This window comes from Streptomyces microflavus, assembly GCF_014650075.1.
In the GTDB taxonomy this organism is placed as follows: Bacteria; Actinomycetota; Actinomycetes; order Streptomycetales; family Streptomycetaceae; genus Streptomyces; species Streptomyces microflavus.
In genome coordinates, this window is sequence record NZ_BMUG01000004.1 from 267,944 (window position 1) to 289,099 (window position 21,156).

A 21,156-nucleotide genomic window follows, 5' to 3' on the forward strand; every position below is an offset into this window, starting at 1 on the left:
GTGCTTTCGTGGTCGGAAACAGAAGGAGTCGTCATGCGGGGCGCTCCTCGCCCTGCGCCTGGATCGCCGTGATGGCCACCGTGTTGACGATGTCCTGGACGAGCGCACCCCGGGAGAGGTCGTTGACGGGCTTGCGGAGCCCCTGGAGCACCGGGCCGACCGCCACCGCGCCCGCCGAGCGCTGCACGGCCTTGTAGGTGTTGTTGCCGGTGTTGAGGTCCGGGAAGATCAGTACGGTGGCCTGCCCGGCCACCTCCGACCCCGGCATCTTCGTCGCCGCCACGGACGGCTCGACCGCCGCGTCGTACTGGATCGGCCCCTCCACCCGCAGCTCCGGCCGCTCCGCCCGCACCCGCTCGGTCGCCTCGCGCACCTTGTCGACGTCCGCGCCGGAGCCGGAGGTCCCGGTGGAGTACGACAGCATCGCGATCCTCGGCTCCACCCCGAACCGGGCGGCGGTCACCGCGGACTGCACCGCGATGTCCGCGAGCTGCTCCGCGTTCGGGTCCGGGTTGACCGCGCAGTCGCCGTAGACGAGGACCTTGTCGGCCAGGCACATGAAGAAGACGGAGGAGACGATCGAGGCGTCCGGCTTGGTCTTGATGATCTCGAAGGCCGGGCGGATCGTCGCGGCGGTGGAGTGCACCGAGCCCGACACCATCCCGTCGGCCAGCCCCTCCTGCACCATCAGCGTGCCGAAGTAGTTCACGTCCGCCACCACGTCGTACGCCAGCTCCACCGTCACCCCGCGGTGCGCGCGCAGCTGCGCGTACCGCTCGGCGAAGGCCTGGCGCAGCTCCGAGGTCTGCGGGTCGATGATCTGGGTCTCGGCGAGGTCGATGCCGAGGTCGGCGGCCTTCTTGCGGATCGTGTCCACGTCGCCGAGGAGGGTGAGGTCGCAGACGTCCCGGCGCAGCAGGACGTCCGTCGCGCGCAGCACCCGCTCCTCGCCGCCCTCGGGCAGGACCACGCGCTTGCGGTCGGAGCGGGCCTGCTCCAGCAGCTCGTGCTCGAACATCATCGGCGTGACCCGGCCGCTGCGGGCCACCGAGATCCGCTCCAGGAGGGCGCCGGTGTCGACATGTCGCTCGAAGAGGCCGAGTGCGGTCTCCGCCTTGCGGGGCGTCGCCGCGTTCAACTTGCCTTCGAGGGTGAAGAGTTCGGCCGCCGTGGGGAAGGAGCCACCGGCCACCGAGACGACCGGGGTCCCCGGTGCGAGCCGGGCGGCCAGCGTGAGTATCTCCTCGCCGGGACGCTCGTTCAGGGTCAGCAGGATGCCCGCGATGGGCGGGGTGCCGGCGCTGTGCGCGGCCAGCGAACCCACCACCAGGTCGGCCCGGTCCCCGGGCGTCACGACCATGCAGCCGGGCGTCAGCGCGTTCAGCAGGTTCGGCAGCATCGCTCCGCCGAAGACGAAGTCCAGCGCGTCCCGGGCCAGCCCCGCGTCGTCGCCGAGCAGCACCGTGCCGTCCAGGGCGGCGGTGATCTGGGCGACCGTCGGGGCGGAGAGCGCCGGGTCGTCCGGCAGTACGGAGACGGGCACCGGCAGCCGGGCCGCCAGCCGCTCCGCTATCACCGCGCGGTCCTCGGGCGCGACCCGGTTCACCACCATCGCCAGCACGTCGCAGCCGAGTCCGGCGTAGGCGCGGTAGGCGTTACGGGTCTCGGCGCGGACGGACTCCGCGGTCTGCCCCTTGCCGCCGACCACCGCGATCACCGAGGCGCCGAACTCGTTGGCGAGGCGGGCGTTGAGCGCCAGCTCGTCGGGGAGCTGCGTGGCGGCGAAGTCGCTGCCGAGCACGAGGACCACCTCGTACTCCCGGGCCACCTGGTGGAAGCGCTCGACGAGCAGGGAGACCAGCTCGTCGGTCCCGCGCTCCGCCTGCACGGTGGAGGCCTCGTGGTAGTCCAGGCCGTAGACGGACGCGGGGCTCTGGGAGAGCCGGTAGCGGGCCCGCAGCAGCTCGTAGAGCCGGTCGGGCCCGTCGTGGACCAGCGGGCGGAAGACCCCGACCCGGTCCACCTGACGCGTCAGTAGCTCCATGACTCCCAGCTCGACGACCTGCCGGCCGTCCCCCCGGTCGATCCCGGTCACGTACACGCTGCGCGCCACGCGTGCTCTCCCGTCGTTGTGCGGTGCCGCGACCCGCGGTCCGTCCAGGACGTGGGGGTTCTCCCCGCGCTGTCCCCGGCGCTCCGAGGGGTGCGGCATTGGCCTGCATTGCCTCTTGACGATACCTGCGCGGGCGGCTATGTCGCCCGCCGGAGGATCCTGCCCCCGGATCCCTCCTACCCGCTTCTGCGGCCCGCCCGGCCGAAAGCGCGGCGGGCCTGCCAGGCGTGGGACAATCGACCTGGTTCAGGGCACGGGGGCCGCCTCGGTCGGCCCCCGGAAAAGCGCGACTAGCGAGCAGGAGACACACCTCGATGCGCATCGGAATTCTCACCGCGGGCGGCGACTGCCCCGGCCTGAACGCAGTGATCCGGTCGGTCGTCCACCGGGCCGTCGTAGGCCACGGCGACGAGGTCATCGGCTTCGAGGACGGCTTCAAGGGGCTGCTCGACGGCCACTTCCGCCCCCTCGACCTCAACGCGGTCAGCGGCATCCTCGCCCGCGGCGGCACCATCCTCGGCTCGGCCCGCCTGGAGCGCGACCGGCTGCGCGAGGCCGCCGAGAACTGCGAGGAACTGGCCCGCCGTTACGACCTCGACGCGCTCATCCCGATCGGCGGCGAGGGCACGCTCACCGCGGCCCGGATGCTCTCCGACGCGGGCATGCCGGTCGTCGGCGTCCCGAAGACCATCGACAACGACATCTCCGCCACCGACCGGACCTTCGGCTTCGACACGGCGGTGGGTGTCGCCACCGAAGCCATAGACCGTCTCAAGACGACCGCCGAGTCCCACCAGCGGGTGATGGTCGTCGAGGTCATGGGCCGCCACGCGGGCTGGATCGCGCTGGAGTCGGGGATGGCCGGCGGCGCCCACGGCATCTGCCTGCCCGAGCGCCCCTTCCAGGTCGACGACCTGGTCAAGATGGTCGAGGAGCGCTTCGCCCGCGGCAAGAAGTTCGCGGTCATCTGTGTCGCCGAGGGCGCGCACCCGGCCGAGGGCTCCATGCCGTACGCCAAGGGCGCCATCGACCAGTTCGGCCACGAGCGCTTCCAGGGCATCGGCAACCGCCTCGCCGTCGAGCTGGAGGCCCGGCTCGGCAAGGAGGCCCGGCCGGTCATTCTCGGCCATGTCCAGCGCGGCGGCACGCCCACCGCGTACGACCGGGTCCTCGCCACCCGCTTCGGCTGGAACGCGGTGGAGGCCGTGCACCGCGGCGACTTCGGCCGGATGACGGCCCTGCGCGGCAACGACATCGCCATGGTGCCGCTCGCCGACGCGGTCACGCGGCTCAAGACGGTCCCGGCGGAGCGGATGTACGAGGCGGAGTCGGTCTTCTAGCCGTCCGCGGGGTTCACGCCGGCGGGGTTCACACCCCGGCCGTCCGCCAGAACTGGTCCACTACCCGGGCCAGGAACGCCCGTCCCGCGTCGCCCGTCGTCGCGGACCGTTCCTGGCCCGTGCTGCTCCAGCTCAGGGTCGAGACCATCAGGGCCTGGTAGTCGGCGTGCAGCTCTTCCAGGACGTCCTGGATCTGCGCCCGGTCCAGCGGGACGATCTTGGCCACCGGGCGGACGTACGCCTGCCAGCGCGTGGTGACCGCGCTGGTCAGCAGCTCGGCCAGCTCCTCGTCGCGGCCCGTCGCGGTGAGGAACTGCGCGGGCGAGAGGCCGAGCGCCCGGCAGAGCGCGGAGGACTGCCGCTCGTTGCCCTTCCAGCGCCCCGTCTCCTCCATCCGCAGGTACGAGGCCCCTGTCATCCCGAGCTGCCGCGCCAGGTCGTCCACGGAGAGCTCCCGGCTCATCCGGTGCTCCCGCAGGGTGGCGGCGGCGGCCAGCAGCTCGCCGGGGGCGCACCACAGGACGCCGGCCAGGGCGGTCAGTTCGCGTTCGCCGGGGGTCGCGAGGCCGCGTTCCCAGGCGACGACGGTCTCGGCGGGGATCCGGAGCCCGTACTGGGCGGCGAGGCCGTAGGCGACATGGCCGGGCGCCATCCCCAGAGCCTCACGGAGTCGGCGCGCGGCGGGGGCGTTGAAGGGCGGGGTGGGGTGCACGGCCCCACCGTAGAAGTCCATTTCCGTCCTGGCTACGGTCTGTTCTGTACAGAACACGCTTCGTAGGAACCTCCTAGCGCGAACCGGGCGGGCGGTACGCAATCAAGCGCCCCACCAGCGCTTTCCTTACCGCCGGTACCACCGCCCCACCACCTCCGTGCGCCCTTGCGGAAAGCGCTTGCCGTATGCCCCGGTAGCCGGTGTTCAGCGGCCGCCGGACAGCCAGCGGTAGTGGAGCTCCGGTCGGCCGACCTGCCCATAATGTGGACGCCTCGCCGCGCTCCCCACGGTCACCAGGTGTTCCAGATAGCGGCGCGCGGTGATCCGGGAGATCCCGAGCCGCTCCCCGGCGGCCGCCGCGGTCACCCCCTCGGCCGACTCCCGCAGGACCCGGGTCACCGCCTCCAGGGTCGGCCCGCTGAGCCCCTTCGGCAGAGCGGCCGGGTGGGCGACCCGCAGCGCGCCCAGCGCCCGGTCCACCTCCTCCTGCCCGCTGGCCTCACCTGCGGCGCCCCGGAACTCCGCGTACCGCACCAGCCGGTCCCGCAGCGTGGGGTACGTGAACGGCTTCAGCACGTACTGCACGACCCCCAGCGACACCCCCTCCCGCACCACGGCAAGGTCCCGCGCCGAGGTCACCGCGATCACGTCGGCCCCGTGCCCGGCGGCCCGCAGCGACCGCAGCAGCCCGAGCCCGTGCCCGTCGGGGAGGTACAGATCCAGCAGGAGCAGGTCCACCGGGGTCCGCTCCAGCACCCGCACGGCCTCCGCCCGGGTGTGGGCCACCGCGGCCACCGTGAAACCGGCGACCCGCTCCACGTACATCTGGTGCGCGTCGGCGGCCACCGGATCGTCCTCCACCACCAGGACCCGGATCACGCCGTCACCTGCTTCTTGTGAGCGGCTGTCGTACGGTCCCCGAGCGGCAGCCGTACGGTGAACCGCGCCCCGCCCTCCGGCGCCCGGTCCAGCTCCACGCTCCCCCCGTTGCGGTGCGCGGCCTGCCGCACCAGCGCGAGGCCGAGCCCGCGCCCGGCCCCGTGCGTCGACCAGCCGCGCCGGAACACCTCGTCCTCCTCCTCGGGACCGATGCCCGCCCCGGTGTCCGAGACCCGCAGCAGCAGCTCCCGGTCATCGGCGAGCGCGGTCACGGTGACCCGGGCCCGCCCGGCGCCGGTCCCGCCCGTACGCTGCGCGGGCACGGCCCCCGCCGAACCGAGGCCGTCACCCTCCGAGGCCGCGTCCACCGCGTTGTCGATCAGATTGCCGAGGATCGTCACCAGATCCCGCTGGGCCAGCGAGGAGGGCAGCGCCCCGTCGTCGATCAGGCTGTCCTCCGCCAGCTCCAGCTCCACCCCGCGCTCGTTCGCCTGGGCCGCCTTGCCCAGCAGCAGCGCGGCCAGCACCGGCTCCTCGACCGCGCCCACCACCCGGTCGGTCAGCACCTGGGCCAGCTCCAGCTCCGCCGTCGCGAAGTCCACCGCCTCCTCCACCCGGCCCAGCTCGATCAGCGAGACCACCGTGTGCAGCCGGTTCGCCGCCTCGTGGGCCTGGGAGCGCAACGCCTGCGTGAAACCGCGCTCGGAGTCCAGCTCACCGGAGAGCGCCTGGAGCTCGGTGTGGTCCCGCAGGGTCACCACCGTGCCGCGCCGCTCACCGCCCACCACGGGACGGGTGTTGACGACGACCACCCGGTCCGCCGTGAGGTGCAGTTCGTCCACCCGCGCCTCGGATGCCAGCAGCGCCCCGGTCAGCGGGGCGGGCAGGGCCAGCTCGTCCACGGTCCGGCCGAGGGCCTCCGTCTCCGGGGTGATCCCCAGCAGCTCCCGCCCCGCGTCGTTGATCAGAGCGATCCGGCGCTGCCCGTCCAGCATCAGCAGCCCCTCGCGCACCGCGTGCAGGGTGGCCTGGTGGTAGTCGTGCAGCCGGCTCAGCTCGGCCGCGTTCATCCCGTGGGTGTGGCGCCGCAGCCGGGCGTTGATCACGTACGTGCCGATCCCGCCCAGCGCCAGCGCCCCGCCCGCCGCCAGCGCCAGGGCGCCGAGCTGCTCCCGTACCTGCGAGGAGACCCGGTCCACCGTGATGCCCGCGCTGACCAGGCCGATGATCTCCTTGCCGTCGCGGACCGGGGTCACCACCCGTATCGAGGGCCCCAGCGTGCCGGTGTACGTCTCGGTGAAGGTCTCCCCGCGCAGCGCCTCCTCGGTGTGGCCGAGGAAGGTCTCACCGATCAGCGACGCGTCGGGGTGGGTCCAGCGCACCCGCTCGGTGTCCATGATCGTGACGAAGGCGATCCCGGTGTCCCGGCGCACCTGCTCCGCGTACGGCTGGAGTACGGCGGAGGGGTCCGGGGTAAGGATCGCCTCCCGTACGGAAGGGGAATCGGCCACCGCCACCGCCGCCGCCCGCACCTGCCGGGTCGCCGTCTGCTCCGCCTGCGCCGAGCCGGAGACGTACGCGAAGACCGCGCATCCGGCCACCACCGCGGCGATCAGCACGACCTGCATGGCGAAGAGCTGCCCGGCCAGGCTGCGGGGTCGGGTACGGGGGAGGCGCATGCCTCACAGTCTGCCTCGTCGGACCGCGCTCTCCCAGTGGCTCGAAAGCGCCTGTGAACGATATGAACGCAAGGGTGACCGGGGTCACAGGGCGGTGGATAGTCACCGGAGCCCCCAGGGACGGGGGCGAAACCCCTGACCGAGCCGAGGAGCCCCACGATGGCCGTGGCAGCCAAACAGCGGGACCGTACCCACTACCTGTACATCGCCGTGATCGCCGCCGTGGCGCTCGGCATCCTGGTGGGCTTCGTCGCCCCCGGGGTGGCCGTCGAGCTCAAGCCCATCGGCGCCGGCTTCGTGAACCTGATCAAGATGATGATCTCGCCGATCATCTTCTGCACGATCGTGCTGGGCGTCGGCTCGGTGCGCAAGGCGGCCAAGGTCGGCGCGGTCGGCGGCCTGGCGCTGGGCTACTTCCTCGTCATGTCGACCGTCGCCCTCGCCATCGGCCTGCTGGTCGGCAACTTCCTGGAGCCCGGCTCCACCCTCCACATCACGGAGGCGGCCCGCGCCGCCGGTGAGAAGCAGGCGTCCGGCGCCAGCGAGTCCACCGTGGACTTCCTGCTCGGCATCATCCCGACCACCATCGTCTCCGCCTTCACGGCGGGCGAGGTGCTCCAGACCCTCCTGGTCGCCCTGCTCGCGGGGTTCGCGCTCCAGGCGATGGGCTCGGCGGGCGAGCCGATCATCCGCGGCATCACCCACATCCAGCGCCTCGTCTTCCGCATCCTCGCCATGATCATGTGGGCCGCCCCGGTCGGCGCGTTCGGCGCGATCGCGGCGGTGGTCGGCGAGACCGGTCTCGACGCCCTGAAGTCCCTGGCGATCATCATGATCGGCTTCTACGTCACCTGCGGGCTCTTCGTCTTCGTGGTGCTCGGCGCGATCCTGCGCCTGGTCGCCGGGGTGAACCTGCTCTCGCTGCTGAAGTACCTGGGCCGCGAGTTCCTGCTCATCCTGTCCACCTCCTCCTCCGAGTCCGCCCTGCCGCGGCTCATCGCGAAGATGGAGCACCTGGGTGTCAGCAAGCCCGTCGTCGGCATCACCGTGCCGACCGGCTACTCCTTCAACCTCGACGGCACCGCGATCTACCTCACGATGTCCTCGCTCTTCATCGCCAACGCGATGGGCGACCCGCTGAGCGCGAGCGAGCAGATCTCGCTCCTCGTCTTCATGATCATCGCCTCGAAGGGCGCGGCGGGCGTGACCGGCGCGGGTCTGGCGACCCTCGCGGGCGGGCTCCAGTCGCACCGCCCCGAACTCGTCGACGGCGTCGGCCTGATCGTCGGCATCGACCGCTTCATGAGCGAGGCCCGCGCGCTGACCAACTTCGCCGGCAACGCGGTCGCCACGGTCCTGGTCGGCCACTGGACCAAGGAGATCGACAAGGAGCGCGTCGGCCAGGTCCTCGCCGGAAAGATCCCGTTCGACGAGCGGACGTTGGTGGACGACCACGCCGCCCCCTCCGACGGCTCCAACGACTCCGGCGGCTCCGGTGACGTCCCCGAGCAGCGCGAGACCGCCGAGGTCCCCGCCAAGGTCTGACCAGCCCTTTCCAGCCACTGTGACACCCCCCACCCAAGGACACCCGTATCCCCCGGTACGGGTGTCCTTGCTCTGTCCCGACGTGGCGCGCAATGCGGGGCCCGTACAACCATTCACTGCCGGTGCATGTCTTCCGGATGAACAACTGCACTGCCCCCGTGGGCAGTCGACCTGCATCCGACCGAGGGATTTTCATGGGGAACGCCGTATCCGGCCGCCGTACGCTGCTGAGCGGAACCGCAGTGCTGGCGGCCGTCGCCCTGATCGCGCTGGGGTCCGCACCGGCCCAGGCGGACGAGACCGAACCCGATCTGGGGGTCCGCGGCCTCACGCCGGTCACCGGGATCGCGCCGGGCAGCGGCTTCGGACTGCCGGTGAGCCTGCTGAACAAGGGGACGGAGGAGCTGCCCAAGGCCTATGTGACCTACAGCTTCTCCTCCGGTCTGGCCACCGCTGAGACCTACTCCAACTGCCTCTACTCCACGATCGGTTCCTACGACGAGATGCCGGAGCGGCACCGGGCCGTCTGCACCGTCGACCAGCCGCTGAAGCCCGGCGTGCTGTACAGGACGGAGAAGCCCATCGGGCTCAAGGCGGGGGCGAACGCGCTGTACGACACCGCCGGTCTGGGGCTGTGGGCGTCCCCGCCCGGTCCCGACGACGGCGGCGAGACCGACCCGGTGCCCGGCACCGGCGCACCGCTGACGCTGGTCGAGCGGGGCGAGGCCACCGAAGCCGACCGGGCCGCCCACGCCGAGTCCGGCTCCTGGACGGATGTCACCGCGGTCAACACCGCCGACTACGCGCTGACCGGCGCGGAGCTGAAGGGGAAGGTGGGCGACAAGGTCACCGCCCAGGTCAAGTTCACCAACAAGGGCCCCGCCTGGGTCTACCGCGAGCTGGGCACGGGCGCCGCGAGCGTGGACGTACGCATCCCGGCCGGTACGACGGTCACCAAGGCCAACGGCTACTGCTCGAAGGTCACCAAGACGCACTACCGCTGCGGGACCTCGCAGTCGTGGGTCGACGAGGAGGGCGGCGAGACCTACCCCTTCGTGCTCCGTATCGACAAGGCCGTCGGCCGCACCACGGGCAAGGTCTCCTTCGGCGGGCAGTCCCGCCCCTTCGACAGGAACCCGGCCAACGACACCGCCGAGATCGTGGTCGAGACCGGCAAGGCGGGCTCCACCGGCGGCACGACGTCCGGCGGTTCGGCCAACGGCGGCTCCGACGGCGGTACGGGCTCAACGGGCGGCTCCACCTCCGGCTCCTCCGGCTCCACCGGGGGCGGCTCCACGAACACCACCGGCGGCTCGGGTTCCGCCACCTCGGGCGGCGGCTCCACGACCGGCGGCGCCACCCCGCAGACGGCCGGCGACCTGGCGGCGACCGGCTCGGACTCCACCCTGCCGGTGGCGGGCGCGGCCGGCGCCGCACTGCTCGCGGGCGGCGGCCTGTTCTACGCGATGCGCCGGCGTACGGCGGCCCGCAACGGCTGACCCCACCGCAGGGAGAAGGGGCCCGCCCCGTGTCGGCCATGACACAGGGCGGGCCCCTTCCGCGCGGGCCGGGCCGTTACGCCGGCCGGAACCACACCGTCGCCAGCGGCGGCAGCGTCAGCGAGATGCTGGCCGGCCGGCCGTGCGCGGGCACCGCCTCCGCCTTCAGCGGCTCCTCGTTGCGTACGTCGCTGCCGCCGTACCGGGCCGCGTCCGTGTTCAGGACCTCCACCCAGCCCTCGGTCCCGGTCTCCGGCACCCCGAGCCGGTAGTCGTGGCGGACCACCGGGGAGAAGTGCGAGACCGCGAGCAGCGGCGAGCCGTCCGCGTCGTACCGCAGGAACGCGAACACGTTGTCCTCGGCCGCCCCGCCGTCCACCCAGCTGAACCCCTCCGGCACGGTGTCGCGCTGCCACAGCGCGGGCACCGCCCCGTACACCGCGTTCAGGTCGCCCACCAGGTCCCGCACCCCGCGGTGGTCGCCGGACGCCTCGTACGACGGGTCCAGCAGCCACCAGTCCGGGCCGTGCCCCTCCGACCACTCCGCACCCTGGGCGAACTCCTGTCCCATGAAGAGGAGTTGCTTGCCGGGGTGGGCCCACATGAAGCCCAGGTAGGCGCGGTGGTTGGCGCGCTGCTGCCACCAGTCGCCGGGCATCTTCGCCACCAGCGCCTGCTTGCCGTGCACCACCTCGTCGTGCGAGATCGGCAGCACGTAGTTCTCGCTGTACGCGTACACCATCGAGAACGTCATCTCGTTGTGGTGGTACTTGCGGTGCACCGGCTCCTTCGCCACGTACAGCAGCGAGTCGTGCATCCAGCCCATGTTCCACTTCAGCCCGAAGCCCAGGCCGCCGCTGTCGGTGGGCCGGGTCACGCCGTCCCAGGCGGTGGACTCCTCGGCGATGGTGACGACCCCGGGGTTGCGCCGGTAGACGGTCGCGTTCATCTCCTGGAGGAAGCCGACCGCGTCCCAGTTCTCCCGCCCGCCCTGCTCGTTGGGCGACCACTGGCCGTCCTCGCGGGAGTAGTCGAGGTAGAGCATCGAGGCGACGGCGTCGACCCGCAGCCCGTCGATGTGGAACTCCTCGCACCAGTACGTGGCGTTGGCGACCAGGAAGTTACGGACCTCCGTGCGGCCGTAGTCGAACTCCAGCGTCCCCCAGTCCGGGTGCGCCGCGCGCTGCGGGTCGGAGTGCTCGTAAAGCGACCGCCCGTCGAACTCCGCGAGCGCCCAGTCGTCGCGCGGGAAGTGGGCCGGGACCCAGTCCATGATCACGCCGATGCCCGCCCGGTGCAGGGCGTCCACCAGGAACCGGAAGTCGTCCGGGGAGCCCATCCGCGAGGTCGGGGCGTAGAACCCGGTGACCTGATAACCCCAGGAGCCGCCGAAGGGGTGCTCGGAGACCGGCATCAGCTCGACGTGCGTGAAGCCCAGGTCCTTGACGTACGAGGGGAGCTGATCGGCAAGTTGACGGTACGTCAGCCCAGGTCGCCAGGAGGCGAGATGGACCTCGTACACCGAGAACGGCGCCTCGTGCACCGGCCGGTCGCCCCGGTGCGCCATCCAGTCCGCGTCCCGCCACTCGTGGTGGGGGGCGGTGACCACCGAGGCGGTCGCGGGCGGGACCTCGGTGTGCCGGGCCATCGGGTCGGCCCGTACCGTGTGCGAACCGTCCGGGCGGCAGATGTCGTACTTGTAGAGCGCGCCCTCGCCGACGCCGGGCAGGAACAGCTCCCACACCCCGGTCGAGCCGAGCGAACGCATCGGGAAGCCCGTGCCGTCCCAGTAGTTGAAGTCACCGGCCACCCGCACCCCGCGCGCGTTCGGCGCCCACACCGTGAACCGGGTCCCGGCCACGCCCTGGTGGACCATCGGCTCCGAGCCCAGCGCCCGCCACAGCTCCTCGTGGCGGCCCTCCCCGATCAGATGCAGGTCGAGCTCACCGAGCGCGGGCCAGAAGCGGTACGGGTCGTCCACCTCGATGGTGTTGTCGTCGTACGCGACCTGGAACCGGTAGGCGGGGACCTCCTTCACCGGCAGCACCCCGGAGAAGAACCCGTCGCCGTCGTCGTGCAGTTCGGCCCGCACCCCCTCGGCCAGCACCGTGACCGCGCGGGCGAACGGGCGCAGCGCCCGGACCAGCACACCGCCCGGGATCAGGTGCGCGCCGAGCACGCTGTGCGGCGCGTGGTGGTCACCGGCCAGCAGCCGGCCGCGGTCCGCGCCGTCCAGGGCCGGTGACGGGCGGGCACCCCCGCCGTCGCCGCCCTGCCGGGGACGCGGCGGGACGGCGTCGGCGCGCTTGGTCCGGGCGCGCTTGGCGGGCGCGGGTGCCGCCTCGGCGGTGGTCGTGGCGGACACCGGAACGGAGGCGGCGGGTGCGGCAACAGGCGTGGGCGCGGGCGCCTGCGCGGCCTCCACGCTCACGGCCTCGGCAGGGGCTTTGGCGTTGGCTTCGGCGGCTGCGGTCTTGCGGGATCCCTTGCGGGACGGCTTGCGGGCGGTCACAGGGACTGCCTCCTCGGAGGGTGAAGGGGAGAAGCGCGGGGGTGGACGGGAGGTACGGGGGAGGCTCAGGCCGCGGCGGACTGGGCCAGTCGCTGGATGGCGGCCATCGGGACCGGCAGCCAGTCGGGGCGGTGCCGGGCCTCGTACACCACCTCGTACACCGCCTTGTCGGTCTCGTGGGCGCGCAGCAGCTCCGGCTCGCCGCGCGGATCGGTGCCCGAGGCGAGCGCGTACCCCTCGCAGTAGGCGGCACGGCAGCGGGCCGCCCACTCGGGGTTCCACGGGCGGTGCGAGCGGGCCGCGTAGTCGAAGGAGCGCAGCATGCCCGCCACATCGCGCACCGGGGGTGCCGGGCGGCGGCGCTCGTCCAGCGGGCGGGCCGGTTCGCCCTCGAAGTCGATCAGCGACCAGAAGCCGTCGGGGGAGCGGAGCGCCTGGCCCAGGTGGAGATCGCCGTGCACCCGCTGCTGTGCCCAGCCGCCGCCCCGGTGGCCGAGCGCCGTGACGGCGTCGAACGCGGTGCGCAACGCGGGCACGTACGGGGTGAGGGCGGGCACCGCCTGGGCGGCGGCCTCCAGACGCTGGGTCATCCGGCCGATCAGCTGCCGGGTCTGGGTCCCGTGCAGCGCCGGGGTGGGCAGGGCCGCGGCGAGCGCGGTGTGCACCTCGGCGGTGGCCCGGCCCAGCGCCCGCGCCTCGGGGACGAAGTCGCGGCCCGCCGTGAGCGCGGTGAGGGCGAGCTGCCAGCCGTCCCGGGCGCCGTGCAGGAACGGCTGGAGCACCCCGAGGGTGAGCGGTTCGGGGCCGGGGGCCTCGAACCAGGCGACCGGGGCGGGCACCCGGTCGCACCCCTCGCGGGCCAGGGCGAGCGGCAGCTCCAGATCAGGGTTGGTGCCCGGGAAGACCCGGCGGAAGATCTTGAGGATGTACGCATCGCCGTAGACGAGCGAGGAGTTGGACTGTTCGGCGTCCAGCACCCGGGGCGGCAGCCCGGCCGGGATCGTGGCGGTCCGCTCGAAACGCAGGGAGCCGAGGGTGCCCGGGCGGCGGAATCGTTCCAGCAGCAGATCGGCCAGACGGGGGTCGTGCAGCGCGTCGTAGACGGTCCGCCCGGCCAGCGGGCCGCGCTCCACCCGGCCGATCAGCGCTCCGGCGAGCGTGGCCGGCAGGGAGGTCCGTACGCCGATCAGGATCTGGTAGCAGTCGTCCGCCGCGCGGGCCGACGGTGACGGCTGCTGGGCCCGGACCAGCAGATGGAGCAGGCCCGGCCCCGCGGTGCCGTCCAGCGGCAGCATCTCGGTGGCCGACACCAGGGAGAACCCGGTGACGGGCCGCCCCTTGCCGGCGAACCACCGCTGCCGGGGCAGCCATTCATGGAGCAGCGGGGCGAGGGACGGCAGCAGGGCACCGTCCACCGTACTGCTTGGGGTTGCGCTGTTCCTCGTGCTCTTCGCCAGGGCGACGTGAGTGGATGCAGCCTCCGACATGGCATCGCGTCCTTTCCCCGGGCACACCACAGGATGCGAAGAGTGTCCCGGATTGCGGCAATGGCTGTCCGGCTGTGCGGGACGTGTCGGGTGAGGAAGGTCCGTACGGACTCGAACGGCGGAACCGTGAAGGCCGAAGGCGACGGAACCGTGAAGGCCCCAGGCCTTTCGTTTCGCTCAGAGTGCCCCGTGCGGGGCGGCGGAAACCGCCCCGCACGGGATGGCGCCGGATCAGGCCGGCGGCGCGTCCTTGCGCAGCCGGAACCAGTAGAAGCCGTGTCCCGCAAGGGTCAGCAGGTAGGGCCACTGACCGATGGCCGGGAAGCGTACCCCGCCGATCAATTCCACCGGATGACGTCCGTTGAACGATCGCAGGTCGAGTTCCGTGGGCTGCGCGAACCGCGAGAAGTTGTGCACGCACAGGACGAGGTCGTCCTTGTACTCGCGGGTGAACGCCAGCACCGCCGGGTTGGACGACGGCAGCTCGGTGTACTCGCCGAGCCCGAAGGCCGGGTTCTGCTTGCGGATCTCGATCATCCGCCGCGTCCAGTGCAGCAGCGAGGACGGCGAGGCCATCGACGCCTCGACATTGGTGACCTGGTAGCCGTATACCGGGTCCATGATCGTGGGGAGGTAGAGCCGCCCCGGATCGCTGGAGGAGAAGCCGGCGTTGCGGTCGGGCGTCCACTGCATCGGGGTGCGGACCGCGTCCCGGTCGCCCAGCCAGATGTTGTCGCCCATCCCGATCTCGTCCCCGTAGTAGAGGATCGGGGAGCCGGGCAGCGACAGCAGCAGCGCGGTGAACAGCTCGATCTGGTTGCGGTCGTTGTCCAGCAGCGGGGCCAGGCGGCGGCGGATGCCGATGTTGGCGCGCATCCGCGGGTCCTTGGCGTACTCCGCGTACATGTAGTCGCGCTCTTCGTCCGTGACCATTTCGAGGGTCAGCTCGTCGTGGTTGCGCAGGAAGATGCCCCACTGGCAGTTCTTCGGGATCGCCGGGGTCTTCGCCAGGATTTCCGAGACCGGGTAGCGGCTCTCGCGGCGTACCGCCATGAAGATGCGCGGCATCACGGGGAAGTGGAACGCCATGTGGCACTCGTCCCCGCCCGCCTCGTAGTCGCCGAAGTAGTCGACGACGTCCTCCGGCCACTGGTTGGCCTCGGCGAGGAGCACGGTGTCGGGGTAGTTGGCGTCGATCTCCTTGCGGACCCGCTTGAGGAAGTGGTGGGTCTCGGGGAGGTTCTCGCAGTTGGTGCCCTCGCGCTGGTAGAGGTAGGGCACCGCGTCGACCCGGAAGCCGTCGATGCCCAGGTCCAGCCAGAAGCGCAGGGCGGCCATGATCTCTTCCTGCACGGCCGGGTTCTCGTAGTTGAGGTCCGGCTGGTGCGAGAAGAAGCGGTGCCAGTAGTACTGCTTGCGCACCGGGTCGAAGGTCCAGTTGGACGTCTCGGTGTCGACGAAGATGATCCGGGCGTCCTGGAACTGCTTGTCGTCGTCGGCCCAGACGTAGTAGTCGCCGTACGGCCCGTCCGGGTCGGTGCGGGACTGCTGGAACCACTCGTGCTGATCGCTCGTGTGGTTCATGACGAAGTCGATGATGACGCGCATGCCCCGCTGGTGCGAGGCGTCCACGAACTCCACGAAGTCCGCGAGATCGCCGAACTCCGGCAGCACGGCGGTGTAGTCGGAGACGTCGTAACCGCCGTCGCGCAGCGGGGACTTGAAGAACGGCGGCAGCCAGAGGCAGTCGACACCGAGCCACTGGAGATAGTCCAGCTTGGCGGTGATGCCCTTGAGGTCGCCGATTCCGTCGCCGTTGGAGTCCTGGAAGGACCTGACGAGCACCTCGTAGAAGACGGCGCGCTTGAACCAGTCGGGATCGCGGTCCTTGGCGGGTGTGTCCTCGAACGTGTCGTGGACAGGCTCATTGACGATCATGGTGTGGGTGACCCTCCGGTCGGCGGGGACGGTCGCAGGACGGCGATGTGCGCGGGCGTGATGCCCGGCTCGAGGCGCACATAGAAGGCCCTGCCCCAGTGATAGGTATCGCCGGTGAGCTCGTCGCGCACCGGTACGCGCTCGTGCCCCTGGAGGCCGAGCCGCTCCATGTCCAACGAGACCGTGGCCTCCTGGGTGTGGTGAGGGTCGAGGTTCACGACCACCAGAACGGTGTTCTGGCCGGAACGCTTGCTGTAGACGATCAGCGACTCGTTGTCGGCGTGGTGGAAGTGGACGTCACGCAGCTGCTGGAGCGCGGGGTTACGTCGTCGGATCCGGTTCAGCGAGGTGATCAGGGGGGTCAGCGTGCGGCCCTCTCGCTCCGCCGACTCCCAGTCCCTCGGGCGCAGTTCGTACTTCTCCGAGTGCAGGTACTCCTCGCTCCCCGGCTTGGCCGGGGTGTTCTCGCACAGCTCGAATCCCGCGTAGACGCCCCAGGACGGGGAGAGGGTGGCGGCGAGCACGGCGCGGGCCTCGAAGGCCGGGCGGCCGCCGTGCTGGAGGTAGCCGGGGAGGATGTCCGGGGTGTTCACGAAGAAGTTGGGCCGCATGTAGGAGGCGGCATCGCCGGACAGCTCCGTGACGTACTCGGTCAGCTCCTGCTTGGTGTTCCGCCAGGTGAAGTACGTGTACGACTGCTGGAACCCGACCGCGCCCAGGGTGTGCATCATCGCCGGGCGGGTGAACGCCTCCGCCAGGAAGATGACGTCGGGGTCGGTGCCGTTGATGTCGGCGATGACCTTCTCCCAGAAGACCACCGGCTTGGTGTGCGGGTTGTCGACCCGGAAGATACGCACCCCGTGGTCCATCCAGAAGCGCAGGATGCGTACGGTCTCCGCCACCAGGCCGCGCATGTCCTTGTCGAAGGCGATCGGGTAGATGTCCTGGTACTTCTTCGGCGGGTTCTCGGCGTACGCGATCGAGCCGTCGGCGCGGTGGTGGAACCAGTCCGGGTGGTCCTTGACCCAGGGGTGGTCCGGGGAGCACTGGAGCGCGAAGTCCAGCGCGATCTCCATCCGCAGATTGCGGGCCACCTCCACGAAGTGGTCGAAGTCCTCCAGCGTCCCCAGCTCCGGGTGGACCGCGTCGTGCCCGCCGTCCGGCGAACCGATCGCCCACGGCACGCCCGGATCGTCCTCACCGGGCGTCAGGGAGTTGTTCGGCCCCTTGCGGTGGGTGGTCCCGATGGGGTGGATCGGGGGCAGGTACACGACATCGAACCCCATGGCGGAGACCGCGGGCAGCCGCTCGGCCGCGGTCCGGAAGGTGCCGCTGACCAGCCGCGTCCCCGCGTGCGGCGAGGTGCCGGCCGGGGTGTCTGCCGGGGAGCCGTCCGGGGTGTCGTCCGGGGTGTCGGAGGCGTCCACCGGCTCCCGCCGCGCACCCTCCGAGCGCGGGAACAGCTCGTACCACGACCCGTACAGCGCCCGCTCGCGCTCCACGCGCACCGCCAGCGGCTTGGACCGGGTGACCAGTTCGCGCAGCGGGTACCGGGCGAGGACCGACTCGGCGGCCGGGGTCAGGGCGGCGGCCAGCCGGGCGGCCGGCGGGTGGGCGGTGTCGCGCAGCGCGTCCACCGCGGCGAGCACCGCCTCACGCCCGTTCTTCTTCGGCACGCCGGCGGCGGCCCGCTCCAGCAGCGCGGCGCCCTCGGCCAGCACCAGATCGGTGTCGATGCCCGCCGGGATCTTGACCGACGCGTGGTGGCGCCAGGTGGCGAGCGGATCGCTCCACGCCTCCACCGTGTACGTCCAGCGGCCCTCGGACCGCGGGGTGATCTCGGCACCCCACCGGTCCGTGCCGGGGGCCAGCTCGCGCATCGGGGTCCACGGTCCCACCCGTCCGCTCGGATCGCGCAGGACGACATTGGCCGCCACCGCGTCATGGCCTTCGCGGAAGACGGTGGCGGTGACCTGGAAGGTCTCACCGGCAACGGCCTTCGCCGGCCGTCTGCCGCAGTCGACGAGAGGACGGACGTCCAGGACGGGAATACGACCGATCATGGAATCACCTGGGGGCTGGAGGAGCTCGGTGTGCACGGGTGACGGCACGGACGCGGAGGACCGACCGCGCGTGCCGCGAAGATGGGGATCTGTCCTTTGTAGCTGCTCAGCTGTCTGCTGACGGGCTGTGGGCATGGCCGCTCCTGTCCGCGTTCACTCGAATGGCACTCGAATGGGTGGGTCGCGGGGGTTTCGTGCATGTTTCGGATGCACCGGGAGGGTGTGCGGGCCGGGTCGGGCTGCGTACCGGGAAAGCCTTCCCCACGTTCGTTCACGGGAAGTCCGGCGCTGTGTTAACTACTCGGTCGTAGCCGGTCGGTCAGGTCCGGTCAGGTCCGGGTCGGGGTCCGGTGGCGCCCGGCGCGCGCCCCGGTGGGCGTACGGAGCCCGCGGCGCCCTCACAGGTTCCGGATACCCGCTATGCGGCGCCACACGGCAGCCTTCCCTGTGACAGGAAGGTCCACAAGGCTGCGTACGGGAAGGAAATCGGCCAAACCCCCAGGTGAAGCGTGGGGTGGGAGAGGGCGGGCGGTGCGCGTGGTGCTCCTGTGGGGAGGCGTGCGCGGGCCGCTCCCGAATCCTGTGAGCCGTCCGCGCGCCGTGGTCCCGGGCCACGGACGGCCGCTACCGTCGAGGGTGACGGAAGGGACGCACACCGTGGTGCGTCCGCTCGGATGCGCAAGTCCCCTGTAAAGGTGGAATACGTGAAGGCCATTCGTCGATTCACCGTGCGTCCTGTCCTCCCCGAACCCCTCCGACCTCTCCACGACCTCGCGCGCAACCTGCGCTGGTCGTGGCACACCGAGACCCGCGAGCTCTTCCGGTCCGCCGACCCCGAGGGGTGGCGGCCCGCGGACGCCGACCCCGTACGGCTGCTCGGCTCCCTCACCGCCGGGCGCCTGGCCGAACTGGGCCGGGACGAGGAGTACCTGGGCCGCCTGGCCGAGGCCTCCGCCGACCTGAAGGAGTATCTGGACGGCCCCCGCTGGTACCAGGAACAGCAGGCGGCCGGCACGGAACTGCCCTCCGCCGTCGCCTACTTCTCACCCGAGTTCGGCGTCACCGCCGCGCTGCCCCAGTACAGCGGGGGTCTCGGCATCCTGGCCGGCGACCACCTCAAGGCCGCCAGCGACCTGGGCGTCCCGCTCATCGGCGTCGGCCTGCTCTACCGGCACGGCTACTTCCGCCAGAGCCTCTCCCGCGAGGGCTGGCAGCAGGAGCACTATCCCGTCCTCGACCCCAACGAACTCCCGCTCGACCTGGTCCGCGAGACCGACGGCACCCCCGCCCGGGTGGTGCTCGCCCTGCCCGGCGGGCGCTCGCTGCACGCCTGCATCTGGCTGGCCCGGGTCGGCCGCGTCCCGCTCCTCCTGCTCGACTCCGACGTCGAGGAGAACGCGCCGGGCGAGCGCGATGTCACCGACCGGCTCTACGGCGGCGGCAGCGACCACCGGCTCCTGCAGGAGATGCTGCTCGGCATCGGCGGGGTGCGCGCGGTGCGCACCTGGTGCCGGCTCACCCGGACCCCGGAGCCGGAGGTGTTCCACACCAACGAGGGCCATGCCGGCTTCCTCGGCCTGGAGCGCATCCGGGAACTGGCCGCCGACGGGCTCGACTTCGAAGCGGCCCTCGAAGTGGTCCGGGCCGGGACCGTCTTCACCACCCACACCCCGGTGCCCGCCGGGATAGACCGCTTCGACCGGCAGCTGATCGCCCGCCACTTCGGCGACGACGGCGAGCTGAGCGGCGTACCCGTGGAGAAGATCCTGCCGCTGGGCCGGGAGACCTACCCCGGCGGCGAGCCCGAGCTGTTCAACATGGCGGTGATGGGCCTGCGGCTCGCCCAGCGCGCCAACGGCGTCTCCACCCTGCACGGGGCCGTCAGCCGGGAGATGTTCTCCGGGCTGTGGCCGGGCTTCGACCCCGCCGACGTGCCGATCACCTCCATCACCAACGGGGTGCACGCACCGACCTGGGTCGCCCCCGAGGTGTTCCGCCTCGGTGCCGGACAGGTCGGCACCGGCCGCGCCCACCAGGTCCTGGCGGGCGCACCTGTGGCGGACGAGAGCGCCGAGCAGCAGCCCGGCACCCCGCGCCGCTGGGACGCGGTGAGCGGGATCGCCGACCAGGAGATCTGGGAGCTGCGCCGGGAGCTGCGCGGCCAGCTGGTCACCGAGGTCCGCCGCCGCCTCTACGCCTCCTGGCGCCGGCGCGGCGCGGGCACCGCCGAGCTCGGCTGGATCGACGGCGTCCTCGACCCGGACGTCCTGACCATCGGCTTCGCCCGCCGGGTCCCCTCGTACAAGCGGCTCACCCTGATGCTGCGCGACCGCGACCGGCTGCGGGAGCTCCTCCTGCACCCGACGCACCCGATCCAGATCGTGGTCGCGGGCAAGGCCCACCCCGCCGACGACGGCGGCAAGCGGCTGATCCAGGAGCTGGTGCGGTTCGCGGACGACCCGCGGGTGCGCCACCGCATCGTCTTCCTGCCGGACTACGGCATGGGCATGGCGCAGAAGCTCTACCCGGGCTGCGACGTCTGGCTCAACAACCCGCTGCGCCCGCTGGAGGCGTGCGGCACGAGCGGGATGAAGGCGGCGCTCAACGGCTGCCTCAACCTCTCCGTGCGCGACGGCTGGTGGGACGAGTGGTTCGAGCCGGACTTCGGCTGGGAGATCCCCACCGCCGACGGCTCGGCGGTCGACGAGGACCGGCGCGACGAGCTGGAGTCCAACGCCCTGTACGCCCTGATCGAGGACCGGGTCGCCCCGCGCTTCTACGACCGGGGCGCCACGGAGCTGCCGGACCGGTGGATCGAGATGGTCCGCTCGACCCTGGTCAACCTGGGGCCGAAGGTGCTCGCGGGGCGGATGGTGCGTGAGTACGTGGAGCGGCTCTACGCCCCCGCCGCGCACTCCCGGCGGGCGCTCGGCCCGGCGGTGGCGCGGGACCTCGCCCAGTGGAAGGCGAGGGTCCGGGCGGCGTGGCCGGAAGTCTCCGTCGACCATGTGGAGTCGGTCACCGACACCGTGGCGGGCGGCTCGGCCGAGCTGGGGGCGACCCTGTCGCTCCGGGTGCGGATCGCCCTCGGCGGCCTGGACCCGGACGATGTCGAGGTGCAGGTCGTCGCCGGGCGGGTGGACTCCGCCGACGCCATCGCGGACGCCCAGGTCTTCCCGCTGAAACCGGCGGGCGGCCACGACCTGGAGGACCGCTGGCTGTACGAGGGCCCGCTCGCCCTGGACCGGACGGGACCGTACGGCTACACCGTGCGCGTCCTGCCCTCGCACGGACTGCTCGCCTCCGGGGCCGAGCTGGGCCTGGTCGCGGTGCCGAACGAGGCGACCGGGGAGGGTGCGGGCGTACTGATGCGCTGAGCACGTCCAGGT

General features: G+C 71.8%; 12 protein-coding genes. 4 read left to right on the forward strand and 8 right to left on the reverse strand.

Features of this window, described 5'->3' with window-relative positions; all coding sequences use genetic code 11:
• Window positions 1-31 precede the first annotated feature (31 nt).
• Entirely contained in the window at window positions 32-2,113 is a 2,082-nt protein-coding gene (gene pta / locus IE264_RS13555; protein WP_015611435.1) for a phosphate acetyltransferase, read from the reverse strand.
• Between the two features lie 314 nt (window positions 2,114-2,427).
• Here pta and IE264_RS13560 point away from each other — a divergent pair, with 314 nt between their 5' ends.
• Window positions 2,428-3,453 carry an ATP-dependent 6-phosphofructokinase gene (locus IE264_RS13560; protein ID WP_015611436.1) on the forward strand — a complete coding sequence of 342 codons (1,026 nt, stop codon included), beginning with the start codon at window positions 2,428-2,430 and terminating at the stop codon, window positions 3,451-3,453.
• Window positions 3,454-3,481: 28 nt separating this feature from the next.
• Here the strand turns inward: IE264_RS13560 and IE264_RS13565 are convergent, their stop codons facing one another.
• The 3 genes from IE264_RS13565 to IE264_RS13575 form a co-directional block, all read right to left on the reverse strand.
• Window positions 3,482-4,186 carry a helix-turn-helix domain-containing protein gene (locus IE264_RS13565; protein ID WP_015611437.1) on the reverse strand — a complete coding sequence of 235 codons (705 nt, stop codon included), beginning with the start codon at window positions 4,184-4,186 and terminating at the stop codon, window positions 3,482-3,484.
• A gap of 183 nt (window positions 4,187-4,369) precedes the next feature.
• The gene (locus IE264_RS13570) at window positions 4,370-5,044 is read right to left on the reverse strand and encodes a response regulator (RefSeq protein ID WP_032758617.1); all 675 of its coding nucleotides are present in this window, start codon (window positions 5,042-5,044) and stop codon (window positions 4,370-4,372) included.
• Window positions 5,041-6,723 (reverse strand): sensor histidine kinase, encoded by a 1,683-nt coding sequence (locus IE264_RS13575; protein ID WP_032758618.1) that lies wholly within the window; start codon window positions 6,721-6,723, stop codon window positions 5,041-5,043. The genes IE264_RS13570 and IE264_RS13575 overlap by 4 nt, the downstream gene beginning before the upstream one ends.
• A gap of 159 nt (window positions 6,724-6,882) precedes the next feature.
• Here IE264_RS13575 and IE264_RS13580 point away from each other — a divergent pair, with 159 nt between their 5' ends.
• On the forward strand, window positions 6,883-8,268 hold the full coding sequence (locus IE264_RS13580; RefSeq protein WP_032758620.1) for a cation:dicarboxylate symporter family transporter: 1,386 nt from the start codon (window positions 6,883-6,885) through the stop codon (window positions 8,266-8,268).
• A 194-nt stretch (window positions 8,269-8,462) separates the two neighbouring features.
• Window positions 8,463-9,767: an LAVTG motif-containing sortase-dependent surface protein gene (locus tag IE264_RS13585; RefSeq protein WP_032758621.1), complete on the forward strand. Its 1,305-nt coding sequence runs from the start codon at window positions 8,463-8,465 to the stop codon at window positions 9,765-9,767.
• Between the two features lie 76 nt (window positions 9,768-9,843).
• Here IE264_RS13585 and glgB read toward each other — a convergent pair whose 3' ends face one another.
• The 4 genes from glgB to IE264_RS13605 all read right to left on the reverse strand — a co-directional run bounded on the left by glgB (window position 9,844) and on the right by IE264_RS13605 (window position 17,767).
• Window positions 9,844-12,279, reverse strand: a complete 2,436-nt coding sequence (glgB, locus tag IE264_RS13590; protein ID WP_078657531.1) for a 1,4-alpha-glucan branching enzyme — start codon at window positions 12,277-12,279, stop codon at window positions 9,844-9,846.
• A gap of 65 nt (window positions 12,280-12,344) precedes the next feature.
• Window positions 12,345-13,766, reverse strand: coding sequence for a maltokinase N-terminal cap-like domain-containing protein (locus IE264_RS13595; RefSeq protein ID WP_032758622.1), 1,422 nt, complete (start codon window positions 13,764-13,766; stop codon window positions 12,345-12,347).
• 231 nt (window positions 13,767-13,997) lie between these two features.
• Complete coding sequence (treS, locus tag IE264_RS13600) at window positions 13,998-15,704, reverse strand: maltose alpha-D-glucosyltransferase (RefSeq protein WP_015611444.1); 1,707 nt, start codon at window positions 15,702-15,704, stop codon at window positions 13,998-14,000.
• A complete protein-coding gene (locus tag IE264_RS13605) occupies window positions 15,701-17,767 on the reverse strand; it encodes an alpha-1,4-glucan--maltose-1-phosphate maltosyltransferase (protein ID WP_032758623.1) in 2,067 nt (688 codons plus the stop codon). The genes treS and IE264_RS13605 overlap by 4 nt, the downstream gene beginning before the upstream one ends.
• A gap of 704 nt (window positions 17,768-18,471) precedes the next feature.
• On the opposite strand from IE264_RS13605, the gene glgP reads away from it, so the two are divergent.
• Window positions 18,472-21,144: an alpha-glucan family phosphorylase gene (gene glgP, locus IE264_RS13610; RefSeq protein ID WP_032758624.1), complete on the forward strand. Its 2,673-nt coding sequence runs from the start codon at window positions 18,472-18,474 to the stop codon at window positions 21,142-21,144.
• The last annotated feature ends 12 nt before the right edge of the window (window positions 21,145-21,156 follow it).